9 protein-coding genes are annotated in these 11,695 nt (G+C 63.0%); 7 read left to right on the top strand and 2 right to left on the bottom strand.

Translation table 11 applies throughout. From position 1 onward, the window contains the following. Window positions 1-4 precede the first annotated feature (4 nt). The 6 genes from IPM12_10470 (at window position 5) to IPM12_10445 (ending at window position 5,506) form a co-directional block, all read left to right on the top strand. Window positions 5-571: a hypothetical protein gene (locus IPM12_10470; GenBank protein ID MBK9148222.1), complete on the top strand. Its 567-nt coding sequence runs from the start codon at window positions 5-7 to the stop codon at window positions 569-571. Window positions 572-638: 67 nt separating this feature from the next. Continuing rightward, on the top strand, window positions 639-1,397 hold the full coding sequence (gene dapB, locus IPM12_10465) for a 4-hydroxy-tetrahydrodipicolinate reductase (protein MBK9148221.1): 759 nt from the start codon (window positions 639-641) through the stop codon (window positions 1,395-1,397). An 82-nt stretch (window positions 1,398-1,479) separates the two neighbouring features. Beyond that, window positions 1,480-3,060 carry a signal peptidase I gene (locus IPM12_10460; protein MBK9148220.1) on the top strand — a complete coding sequence of 527 codons (1,581 nt, stop codon included), beginning with the start codon at window positions 1,480-1,482 and terminating at the stop codon, window positions 3,058-3,060. A gap of 91 nt (window positions 3,061-3,151) precedes the next feature. Beyond that, on the top strand, window positions 3,152-4,009 hold the full coding sequence (gene lepB / locus IPM12_10455) for a signal peptidase I (protein MBK9148219.1): 858 nt from the start codon (window positions 3,152-3,154) through the stop codon (window positions 4,007-4,009). Window positions 4,010-4,055: 46 nt separating this feature from the next. Continuing rightward, entirely contained in the window at window positions 4,056-4,706 is a 651-nt protein-coding gene (locus IPM12_10450) for an outer membrane lipoprotein carrier protein LolA (protein MBK9148218.1), read from the top strand. 41 nt (window positions 4,707-4,747) lie between these two features. After that, window positions 4,748-5,506, top strand: a complete 759-nt coding sequence (locus IPM12_10445) for a hypothetical protein (GenBank protein ID MBK9148217.1) — start codon at window positions 4,748-4,750, stop codon at window positions 5,504-5,506. On the opposite strand, the gene IPM12_10440 is transcribed toward IPM12_10445, so the two are convergent. Further along, entirely contained in the window at window positions 5,469-6,257 is a 789-nt protein-coding gene (locus IPM12_10440; GenBank protein MBK9148216.1) for an RDD family protein, read from the bottom strand. The two genes, IPM12_10445 and IPM12_10440, sit on opposite strands and share 38 nt — an antisense overlap. A 23-nt stretch (window positions 6,258-6,280) precedes the next feature. After that, the gene (locus tag IPM12_10435; GenBank protein ID MBK9148215.1) at window positions 6,281-10,465 is read right to left on the bottom strand and encodes a hypothetical protein; all 4,185 of its coding nucleotides are present in this window, start codon (window positions 10,463-10,465) and stop codon (window positions 6,281-6,283) included. Between the two features lie 75 nt (window positions 10,466-10,540). Here IPM12_10435 and IPM12_10430 point away from each other — a divergent pair, with 75 nt between their 5' ends. Further along, window positions 10,541-11,665 (top strand): FAD-binding oxidoreductase, encoded by a 1,125-nt coding sequence (locus IPM12_10430; protein ID MBK9148214.1) that lies wholly within the window; start codon window positions 10,541-10,543, stop codon window positions 11,663-11,665. Window positions 11,666-11,695 lie beyond the last annotated feature (30 nt).

Below are 11,695 nucleotides of genomic sequence, written 5' to 3'. Positions count from 1 at the left end.
TCGCATGCGCCAACTTTGCACCGTGCTCCAGCGTGCTCCTCTCCTACCCCTGTCCCTGCTTCTCACCCTGGCCGCGAGCACGCCATCCAAGGCCCAATCGAGCGACACCCTCTCCTGGCGCCATCGGCACTCGCCGCGCACGGCGAGCATCCTCAGCGCGGTGGCCCCCGGCGCCGGGCAGATCTACAACCGCAAATACTGGAAGGCCCCGATCGCTTGGGCCGGGCTGGGCACCTGCGTGTATTTCATCCAGGAGAACACCCGTGAGTACCGCCGGTACAAGGATGCCTACATCGCCATCGTGGACGGCGACCCCACAACCACCGACGAATTCAACGGCCGCTTCAGCTCCAGCCAAGTGCTGAAGGTCAGCGATACCTACCGCCGCTGGCGCGACCTCAGCTACATCGCCTTCGGGGCGGTCTATCTGCTCAACGTGGTGGACGCCAGCGTTGATGCCCACTTCGTGCGCTTCGACGTGGGGCGGGACTTGAGCGCGAGCATCAGCCCCTCGCTCTCCACAGCGGCTATGGGCGCTCCGGGCATCAGCCTTTCCCTGGCCCTGCGCTGAAGCTGGGCACCGTTCACACTTGTTTGGCATGGCCTCGCCTGCGTCCGGTTACTTTCGGCGCCTGACCATGCGCATCGCACTCTACGGCTACGGGAAGATGGGCAAGGCCATTGAGGCCGCCGCTCATGCACGTGGGCATGAGGTGGTGCTGCGCGTGACCAAGGCGAGTTCGGGTGCGGCGCCGAGCGGTGCCGATATGGCCATCGAGTTCAGCAAGCCCGACCAGGCGTTGGCGAACATGCGGCTCTGCTTGGAGATGGGCGTGCCCGTGATCGTGGGCACCACAGGCTGGTACGACAAGCTCCCTGAGGTGCGCCGCCTCGTGGATGAATACCAAGGCTCCTTGCTATGGGCCAGCAACTTCAGCATCGGCGTCAACCTCTTCTTCCGCGTGAACCGGCAGCTGGCCGCACTCATGGATAAGCAGTCGGGCTACGCCGCCCGTATCGACGAGGTGCACCACATCCACAAGCTCGACGCGCCCAGCGGCACGGCCATCACCCTCGCCACCGACATCGACCTGCGCACGCAGCGCTACAGCGGTTGGGAGCTCGATGGCAATCACGCTCACCGCGAGCCTGCCTTGCCGAAGAACAGGCAGAGCGAATCGGTCTCGCCAGCCCCGCTCCTTATTTCCAGCGAACGCACCGGCGAGGTCCCCGGCAAGCACAGCGTGACATGGGCCAGCGCCAACGACCGTATCACCATCACGCATGAGGCCTTCAACCGCAACGGCTTCGCCTCGGGCGCGGTGATCGCGGCTGAATGGCTCCGGGATCGCAAGGGCCTCTTCACCATGGACGATGCGCTGGATCTGAAACAATGATCGGAATACGGCAGTTCGGCCCGGAAGGCCAACGCTTGATTTCACGACCCGCAACCATCAGTAAACCTTCAACCTCTCCACATTGATCCCCTACCTCTTCCTCTACGGCTATTTCCTGGTGCTGATGGCCAGCCTGTGGAAGCTCTTCCAGAAGGCCGGTAAGCCTGCGTGGGCCGGATTCGTCCCGGGATACAACATCCTTGTGTGGCTGAAGATCACGGGCAAGCCCTGGTGGTGGATCGTGCTCTTCATCGTGCCGGGCGTGAACCTGCTCATGTTCATCATCATGAACGTGAACATCTCCATCGTGCTCGGCCGGCGCAATTACAAGGAGTATGCGCTCATGACCTTCCTGCCCTGGTGGAAGGTGCCGGAGACCATCTTCTCGAAGGACGCCTACATCGGCCCGATACCGCCGGAGAAGCGCAAGCGGAATCTCTTCGAGCAATGGGGCGATGCCATCCTCTTCGCGGTGATCGTGGCCACGGTGTTCCGCACCTACACCTTCGAGGCCTTCACCATCCCCACGCCATCGATGGAGAAGAGCCTGCTGGTGGGCGACTATCTCTTCGTGAGCAAGCTCAGCTACGGCCCACGCCTGCCCATGACGCCGCTCACCTTCCCTTTCACGCACCACACCATGCCGCTCACCGCGAGCACGCCCTCATTCGTGAACTGGTTCTCGCAGCCCTACCGCAGGCTGCCGGGCTTCGGCAAGCCCCAGCGCGGCGATGCCATGGTGTTCAACTTCCCCGAAGGGGACACCGTGGTGGCCAACGTGCAGAACCAGAGCTATTACCAGCTCGTGCGCGACATGGGGCGCAAGAAGGTGAGCGACCCGAACACTCGGATCGCGAACCGCGTGGATGGCGGCGTGGTGAACATGCCCATGGGCGGCCTGCTCGTGCGGCCCATAGACAAGCGCGAGAACTATATCAAGCGCTGCGTGGCCATCGCCGGAGATTCACTGGAGGTGCGCAATGGATTCGTGCACGTGAATGGCGTGAAGGAGACCTGGCCCGAGCAGGCGCAGTTCAGCTACAACACCACCTTCAAGGTGAACTACGGTGAGCGCACCCAGACGATGATGAAGGAGCGCGACGACATCGGCATCGGCGACATGGGATCGTTCTCCTTGCAGAATGGCGAGCGGCCCGTGGCTGGTGAACCCGTGAACGTGGCCCTCTCCAACGCACAGGTGAAAGCGCTAGAGGCCAACAACCCCTACTTCACAGCCCTGGAGCGGCAGGACAATCCGCGCGGTGCCGCACGCGGGAACAAGCTGCCCATCTTCCCGAACGATAAGCGCTTTGACTGGAGCGAGGACAACTTCGGCCCGATCTGGATCCCGAAGCAAGGCGCCACCGTGCAGCTCACGCTGGAGAACCTGCCGATCTACCGCCGCATCATCGATGTGTATGAAGGCCACGACCTCGAGGTGAGCGGTGGCCGGATCCTCATCGACGGCCAGCCCGCCAGCAGCTACACCTTCGCCCAGGACTACTACTGGCTCATGGGCGACAACCGGCACCGTAGCCAGGACAGCCGATTCTGGGGCTTCGTGCCCTTCGATCACGTGGTGGGCAAGGCGGTGCTGGTGTGGTTCACCAAGGATCCCGAGACGGGCATACGCTGGAAGCGGCTGTTCTCGGGTGTGCGGTAGCATCGACGCATCACGGTGACCGATGATTGAGGGGTTGAGGCTCGCAGGTTGAATGCAATGCAGGCTAAGGGCTGAAGAGATCCGGCAGCGCATGTTGCGGAATGAATGGTCCCGCGCATTCCTCCTCGCGCTTGGCGTGCTCATCCTGCTGCACCTCTTCGTCATCCGGTTCGTCACGGTGCGCAGCACGAGCATGTTCGCCACGCTGCGGCCCGGCGACCTGCTGCTGGTGCAATGCTGGACACGCTGGACCGGGCTTCACCGGGGAGACATCGTGGTATTCCGCGACCCGCTGAAGGATGCGGAGCCCATGATGCGCAGGCCCCTGCTGGTGAAGCGCCTCGTGGGAAGGCCAGGCGATACCGTGGAGATCGAGGCAGGCCGCGTTGCGGTGAACCGTGAGCCCTTCACCGAAGCACCAGGAGTGACCATGAGCCACTTGGTGCACCTCCGCGAGGGCGCCGACCCGAGGGCATTCGCCGAAAGGCACGGACTGCCCGTTGCGCTCATCATCCCCGGAAGGACCAATCTGGAGACCGCGCTGAACGAGGTGCTCGCCGAGGCCATCGCAGATGACGAAGAAGCAGTGAGCATCACCCCGATGCGCCTTGCCGATGGAGCGCGCCTTCATGTGTTCCCCTTCAGCCCGCGCTATCCGTGGAACGGCGATGCCTATGGCCCCGTCACCGTGCCTCGACGCGGTGATACGCTCCGCATCAACGCGGACAACCTGCCCCTCTTCGACCGCATCCTCACGGCCTACGAGGGGCACCGCCTCAGCAACAGCGGTGACACCCTGCTGATCGATGGTCGGCCCTTGACCACCTATGTGGTGGAGCAGGACTACTGCTTCGTGCTGGGCGATTGCCGCCACTTCAGCGCCGACTCGCGCTACTGGGGATTCGTGCCGATGGATCACGTGGTCGGCCGGGCGGTAAGGCTCTTCTGACCGTATGGCACAGCCTTTGGCAACGGCGACCGAACTTCGCACCGACATGAAGAACGCCTTGATACTCGCCACCGCGCTCCTGCTCGCACCATCCGCTTCCACGGCACAGGACGACCCCAAATCGAAAGCCATCGTTGACCGGCTGATGGCTCAGGCCAAGGGCTGGACCAGCTTCGAGGCCGACTTCACCAGCCGCCTGCAGAGCACCAAAGACAAGCTCGATGTGAAGCAGGAGGGCAACATGAAGGTGAAGGGCAAGCGCTTCCGGCTGGTGCTCGACAAGAACACCATCATCAACGATGGCAAGGTGCTCTACACGTACAGCAAGGAAACCAACGAGGTCACCCTGAACGATCCCGCTGAGATGGATCAGGAGCTCGACCCGAGCACCATGTTCACCCAGTACGAGAAGGGCTTCAAGAGCCAGTTCGTGGAGGAGAAGGCCGATGCCAGCGGCGCCATGACCCAAGTGGTGAAGCTCTTCCCCATCGACCCCGCGAAGAAGCCCTTCCACACCGTGCTGCTCACCGTTGAGAAGGCCAAGGGAGACCCGCGCAGCGTGCAGGTGCTATACAAGGACGGCAACGTGGTCACCTACACCGTGAAGAAGTTCACGGCCAACCCTGAACTGGCTGACGCGCTATTCACCTTCGACAAGAGCAAGTACCCCGGCGTTGAGGTGAACGACCTTCGTTAGGCGGCTGCGTTACGCCTCGGAGCGCCATGCATTCACGCGCCATGCGCACGCTCCTCGCCCCCGCCCTGCTCGCTTGCCATTCACTCCTCGCCCAGCAACCGCGCGTGGCGCACGTGCTCGTGGCCCTCTGCGACAACGAGTACCAAGGCATCGTGAAAGTGCCCGCCGGCATCGGCAATGGGCAGAATGCAGGGACCAACCTGTACTGGGGCGCCGGTTATGGCGTGAAGACGCACTTCGACCGCTCCGCGGAATGGCTGCGTGTTCCATGCGAAGCGGCCAACGAGCCGCATATCCTTGACCGCGCCGTTTGGAAGCACCGTGATAGCGCCGTTTTCATCGTGGCCGAGGCCTACGATGGGCGCAACATCCGTGAAGCCACCGTTGATCTGCTCCGCTATTCCAGTGGACAGGTGCCGCGCACAATAAAGGCCGGTAACACCTCGATCCGCGCGGGTGGCGATGCCGCACTGGTGGCTTACGCCGGCCACGATGGCCTCATGGACTTCAGCATCGAGGAGCGGTTCACCTCATCCAGCCGGAACAGTCGAGAGGCCATCATCCTAGCGTGCATCAGCAAGCGCTTCTTTACGGAGCATCTTCGCCCAACCGGTGCCTATCCGCTGGTTTGGACCACCGGGTTGATGGCCCCGGAAGCGTACACCTTGAAGGCCGCGCTCGATGGTTGGGTGCTCCGGGAGGGCCGGGATGCTATCCGTGTGCGCGCGGCCGCAGCCTACAACAAATACCAGAAGTGCGGGATCAACGGGGCGCGTCGCCTGCTGGTGACGGGCTGGTAGCCCGTTCGCCCTTGAAATGCCCGGTGCCAGCCCCTTGCCGCCCGGTGATGTGCACGTAATCGCGCAGCACCGCCTGCAGGAACTCCACATCGCGCATGCCATCGCCGGTCACGCTCATCGCGGCGCGCACCTTGGCAGCCACCTCGCTGATCATCGCGTGCCGGTTGGTGACACGTGTGCTTCCGAGCACCTCCTTCACCAGCGCGGCCTGCGCATCGGTGAGGCGCGCAGCCTGCGGGAAGCGCACCACATGCGTATCGCGAACTTCTGTGAGCAAGGTATCGGAGAGCCTTGTCCGTTGCTTGAGCGATACCACCGTGGTGCCGCCGGCCAGATCGCCAAGGCGCTGCCCCTTGCCGTTGATGAGCACCACCACAAGGCCGAGCCCATAGAGGCTGTCAAGCGGGCGTATCAGCCAGCGCAAGAGGAATTGGCCCAAGGTGGGCTGTCCGCCATCCAGGCGAGCCACCTTCACCTTCATCACGTTCTTACCCACGCTCCTGCCGTCCATGAGAAGCTCGCTGGCCAGGTGGTAGAAGGACATGGGCAGTTGCACCATCGTGATGTAGATGTACACGGCGATGTCGTCCCACTCATCCGGCTCGAGGATGAACAGCAGCATGAACCAGAACACGTACCACGCGAATTTCACGAGGCCGTCGATGAGCCAGGCCACCAGGCGGTCGCCAAGGCTGGCCACTTCGTGGTGGATGACGACGTTCTGCGCCGTCTCGATGTGGATGCTGCTCATGCCCGCTCGACCTGATCGCTCCCTTAGCCCTCAGTTTCGCGCGTCCAGATGGCCTCGGTGATGCTCTGGCCATTCTTGAAGTAGTAGATGCCCCACTTCGCGATCACCTTGCTGTATTCATCGGCGCGGTTGCCGTTGACCACGATGCGGCGGATGATCACCTTGTTGCCTTCGGTGTAGCTCTCCTCCGTGACGCCGGGCGGGTACTCTTGGGCGAGCTTGTTCCGGTTGTAATTGGCGAAGTCGCGCGGTTGGTCCACTGGGGTTGCATCGAGCAGCGCCTTGTTCCGCGCGCGGGCGGCTTCACTGGTCTGTGTGTAGCCAGCCTCACGCGCAATGTTGCTACGTTTCTGGTCCTCGATGGCTCTGAGCCGCTCTTCATTGAGCGCGGCACCCTTGAGTTGGCGTTCGGCCTCCTGGTCGATTACCTGCTCTACCTGGCCCCGTTGCTCGCTTGAGCGCTGCGCACTGGCCACGGCCCTTTGTGCATCGGCGGCGCGGATACGCTCGGTCTGCTGTGCCACGGATCCCGCGGCCTGCACCTGCTGCTGGGCGAGAGCCTGCTCCTTCTGGATCACGCGTTCCTCCGTGGCCACCTTGAGGTCGTATTGCTGGGCGATCACCTGTCCGGACCGGTCGCGCCTTCGCCCTTCCTCATCCGCGAGGCGCTCTTTCATGGCCTGCATCTCCGAAGCGCTGAGCTCGCGGCGGGTCTCATCCCCTCGATAGAGCCCAGCTTGCGCCTCCTGGACCTTCTCCTTGCTGCCCACCACGCCGTCGCGCCGCTTGGCAGCATCGGCGGCCTTGGCCGCCTCTTCCGCCATCAGGTCGTCGCGATGCTTGCGGATGCGCTCCCACTTCTCCCGCTCCTCTCGCTCACGCGCCTTGCGCATGAACTCCTCGGCCTGTTGCTCATTGCTGCGGTCGATCGTGGTTGATGTCCGCGCGCGCTGGGCGGTGTCGTCCTCTCGGGATTTGCGTGCTGCGATCTCAGCCTCCTGCCGTTGCCGCTCCAGTTCAGCAAGCAGCATATCGATCTGGCCGATCTTGGCCAGCGGATAGGTCTCCTCAGGCCTCAGGTCGCTGGCTTCGGCATAGAGACCTCGTGCCAGGGTGTAACCCTTTGTGGCCATCGCCTCATCAGCGTCAACGATCGCCTTCCGGTAGCGCTCTTCGAGGGCCTTGGCGCTTTCCCGCTCCAAGCGGTCGCGCTCGGCCGCGAGCCTGCGGGCCTCCTCCTCCTGTGCTTCCCGCGCCAAGCGTTCAGCCTCCAGGCGGTCACGCTCTTCCATGGCGGCTAATCGCGCACGCTCGGCTTCCTCATCGGCGAGTCGCTTGCGCTCCTCTTCTTCACGGCGGCGCTGCTCCGCCAAGCGCTCAGCCTCACTGCGGTCCTTGTCCCTTCTCTCCAATTCGGCATCGATGGCAGCCAGGCGGTCCTTCGGGTACTTCTCTGAAGGCTTAATGCCGAGGGCTTCGGTGAACTTCTGCCGTGCGCGATCGAAATTCTCCTGACTGAAGGCGAGGTCGGCGGCAGCAACGGCTTCCCGGTACTGGCGGTTGACCTCTTCTTCCTCGGCTTTGAGCCTGCGGGCCTCTTCCTCCGCTTTGGCCTTCTCGGCTGCCGCGAGCTCTGCGGCGAGCCTGTCGGCGGCTTCCTTGGCTGCGCGCTCTGCGGCAGCGCGTTCAGCGGCCTCACGGTCGGCGGCATCCTTCGCGGCGAGGTCCGCGAGGATCCTTTCAATTTCGGTCAATCGGTCCTTGGGCCGCTGCTCATCGGGCTTCATGCCCAAGGCATCCGCGTAGGCGGTGCGTGCAGCATCGTACTTCCTCGCACCGAAATCGCGGTCGGCGGCAGCCATGAAATCGTTGTAACGCTTGTCGCGATCCGCCATCTCGCGAGCGAGCCGTTCCTCCTCGGCCTTGGCCTTTGCGGCGGCGCCGAGCCGTGATTCGATGTCGGCGATGCGCTCACGCGGATGCGCTTCGCTCGGCTTGATCGCAGCGGCGTCCTTGTAGTCGCTGAGCGCGGCCGAGAGCTTCTCAGCGGCATAGGCCTTGTCCGCGCGAACGATCAACTCCGCGTAAGTGGCCTCCAACTCGCGCGCCTTGCGCTCTTCTTCCTCGCGCTTGGCCTTCTCCGCGAAGCGCGCATCGCATTCGGCCATGCGGTCCTTGGGGTAGCGCTCGGCAGGCTTGTGCCCGGATGCCTCCTCATACTTCGCCTTGGCACCGGTGAAATCATCGCTGCTGAAGGCGGCATCCGCATCGGCGATGGCCTTGTCGTACTTGGCCTGTATTTCCTGCTGCTTGACGCGCTCCGCAGCCTCGGCCTTGCGCTGGGCCACCACCGCGAGCTGGTCCTTCGGGTACTTTTCCGCGGGTTTCAGCGCGCTTGCTTCCGTGTACTTGGCCGTGGCGCCATCGAACTCCTCCTTGCCCAGTGCCGCATCGCCTGCCTGGATGGCCGCATCGTACTTGTCCTGCAGTTCTTTCGCCTTGCGCGCCTCTTCGTCCTTCTTCGCCAACTCCTCCTTCTTCTTGTTGATGAGCGCGATCTGATCCTTGGGGTATTGCTCCTTCGGCTTCAGGTTGCCTGCCTCGGTGTACTTCGCGATGGCTTCATCGTACTGCTCACCGGTGAAGGCCTTCATGGCGTCGGCGAGCAGCGCTTTGTACTGCTCATCGAGTTCCCTGGACTTGCGCTCTTCCTCGGCCTTCTGGGCCAACTCATCACGCTTGCGGGCGATCGCGGCCAATTGGTCCTTCGGGTATTTTTCCTCGGGCTTCAGGGCGCTGGCCTCGTTGTACTTGCCCTCGGCCTCATCGTAGCGGGCGGCGGCGAAGGCCACGTCGGCGGCAGCAATTGCGGCTTGGTATCTCTGCTGAAGCTCCTTGGCCAGCTTCTCCTCGTCGGCCTTGCGCTTCTCCTCCTCCTTCTTGGCGGCGATGGCGGCGAGCTGGTCCTTCGGGTACTTCTCCTCGGGCTTGTGCCCGCTGGCCTCGCCATACTTCGCGGCGGCGATGTCCCAGTTGCTGGCCTTGAATGCTGCATCGCCCGCCGCGATAGCGGCATCGTACTTCTGCTGAAGCTCCTTGGCCTTCTTCTCTTCCTCGGCCTTCTTCGCCAATTCTTCCTTCTTCTTGGCGATGGCGGCGATCTGGTCCTTCGGATAGCGCTCCTCGGGCTTGATGCCGCTGGCCTCGTTGTACTTGCCCGAGGCCTGGTCCCAGTTCTCGGCCTTGAAGGCGGCATCTGCGGCGGCAACGGCCGCATCGTACTTCTGCTGTTTCTCCTTGGCCAGGCGCTCTTCCTCGGCTTTCTTGGCCAGTTCGGCCAGGATTCCATCGATCTCCTTGATGCGCGCCTTGGGGTGCGCTTCGTCCTCTTTGATGTCCAGCGCCGCTTCATACTTGGGCTTGGCGGCCTCGTAATTCTTCTTGCCGAAGAGCGCATCGGCCTCCTTGATCAGCGCGGCGTACTCCTCCGTTCGCTTCTTCTCGCCATCGGCGGCTTCGAGCCGCATGCGGGCATCGCTCAGCTTGGCGGTGGCCACCGGGTCGTTGGCCTTCAAGGTGAGCGCCTCGGTGAAGCTGGCGACGGCTTTCTTGAAGTCATTGGCCGTCATGGCGGCGTTGCCCGCCGTCATCAGCTTCGCGAACTCGGCCTCGGCGTTGGCCTCACGCTTCTTGCGCTCCTCATACTCCTTCATCAACTGCACCTGCGCTTCGCGCATGCGGTTGGTGTACTCCATGTCCCATTCGAAGTTGCCCGTGGCTCCCACGTACTTGGCCTTGCCGAAAGCCTCTTGAAGGATGCTGAAATCGATGCCCTGCAGTTCCTGGAGCATGGTGAAGTCGATGTTCATGCCGTGGCCGCCCTGCCGCTCCTCTTCCGGGATGTTGCGGGTATCGATGACGATGTTCTTGCTCACATAGCCCTTCTTGGAGCACATCACCTTGTACTCCGCGCTGTAGTCCAGATTCACCTCGTACTTGCCGCTGGCGTTGGTGGGAACCTCCACGAGCTTCGCTCCGTTCTTGAACACGGTGACGGAGACCCCATCGATCTTCTTCGAGGTTGATAGGTCCTTCACAGTGCCGTAAACCATCACCACATCGACCTGGGCCGAGGATGTTGAGGAAGCGAGCGCGAAAAGGACCACCGCGAGGAGCCGAGTGGCGATGGTGCGCAAGGTGCTGATCATCAGGCTGTGCAAAGCAATGGCCGGTTCCAAGCCGCGGCAATTTAGGACATCTTTGCCGCCCGCTCCACGCCCCGCATGCAGAGCATTTGGGAACGCTCCTCTTTCGCCAACCAAGCGGACCTCGTGGTGGTCGGTTCGGGTATTGTTGGGCTCTTTGCCGCGATCTTTTACCAGCGCAGGAAACCGAAGCAGCGCGTTGTGGTGCTGGAGCGCGGCCCCCATCCGATCGGCGCCACGGTGCGCAACGCGGGATTCGCATGTTTCGGCAGTCCGAGCGAATTGCTGCATGATATCGAGGCAGAAGGAGTGGACCATGCCATGCACCGGGTGGAAGAGCGCTGGCGCGGCCTGCTGGAACTGCGCGCTGAAATGGGCGACGCCGGCATCGGATTCGAGGCGACAGGCGGGCATGAGGCGTTCCGGACAGGCGATGCGCTGTACCCGCGGGTAGCCGAAAGGTTCGATCAGCTGAACGATCTGCTGCGCGCCATCACCGGACAAGTGACCTTTCGCTGGGACGATTCACGGATAAGGGCCTTCGGGCTGCAGGGCATCAGCCATCTTGCACGAACCGACCTCGAAGGCGCCATCGACAGCGGCAAGCTGATCAAAGGCATGCTGCGAATGGCGGCTGAGAGCGGGGTTGAAGTACGATTCCATTCCGAGGTGTCCCGTCTCGATGATGCACCTGATCACATGGGGCTGCTCATGAAAGAGGGCGCACCTTGGAGGGCGCAGCGCGTGCTGGTGGCCACCAACGGATTCACGCCAGCCCTGCTCCCGAAGCTCGATGTGGTGCCTGCGCGCGGTCAGGTACTGGTCACCGGACCTGTTGACGGGCTTGCGCTGCGCGGCACCTTCCACTTGGAGGAGGGCTTCTACTACTTCCGCGATTGCGCCGGCGGCGTGCTCCTGGGCGGCGGGCGCCACCTGGATCTTGAAGCCGAGCGCACGGCCGCCGATGGCCTGAACCCCATGATACAGGCCGAACTGGAACGCCTGCTGCATGAGGTCATCCTTCCTGGAAGGTCGTACACCATAGAGCAGCGGTGGAGCGGCACCATGGCATTCGGCCGGACCAGCAAAGAGCCATTGCTCGAACGGATGAGCGATCGCGTGGCCGTAGCGGTGCGTTTGGGCGGCATGGGGGTGGCCATCGGGATCCGGATAGCGCGCAAGGCCGTGGATTTGCTTGCTTAGCGCCATCGATCGACCAGGAGCTTCTGACCG

Source organism: Flavobacteriales bacterium (genome assembly GCA_016716605.1).
Lineage (GTDB): Bacteria > Bacteroidota > Bacteroidia > Flavobacteriales_F > PHOS-HE28 > PHOS-HE28.
Note: the sequence above shows the minus strand (reverse complement) of the source record. Positions and strands in the feature narration are given on the sequence as shown.

Bases quoted from the DNA above. Each gene is read 5' to 3' on its own strand.
- IPM12_10470 (MBK9148222.1), top strand. From the start codon at position 5: ATGCGCCAACTTTGCACCGTGCTCCAGCGTGCTCCTCTCCTACCCCTG.
- dapB (MBK9148221.1), top strand. From the start codon at position 639: ATGCGCATCGCACTCTACGGCTACGGGAAGATGGGCAAGGCCATTGAG.
- lepB (MBK9148219.1), top strand. From the start codon at position 3,152: ATGTTGCGGAATGAATGGTCCCGCGCATTCCTCCTCGCGCTTGGCGTG.
- IPM12_10450 (MBK9148218.1), top strand. From the start codon at position 4,056: ATGAAGAACGCCTTGATACTCGCCACCGCGCTCCTGCTCGCACCATCC.
- IPM12_10445 (MBK9148217.1), top strand. From the start codon at position 4,748: ATGCGCACGCTCCTCGCCCCCGCCCTGCTCGCTTGCCATTCACTCCTC.
- IPM12_10440 (MBK9148216.1), bottom strand. From the start codon at position 6,257: ATGAGCAGCATCCACATCGAGACGGCGCAGAACGTCGTCATCCACCAC.
- IPM12_10435 (MBK9148215.1), bottom strand. From the start codon at position 10,465: ATGATCAGCACCTTGCGCACCATCGCCACTCGGCTCCTCGCGGTGGTC.
- IPM12_10430 (MBK9148214.1), top strand. From the start codon at position 10,541: ATGCAGAGCATTTGGGAACGCTCCTCTTTCGCCAACCAAGCGGACCTC.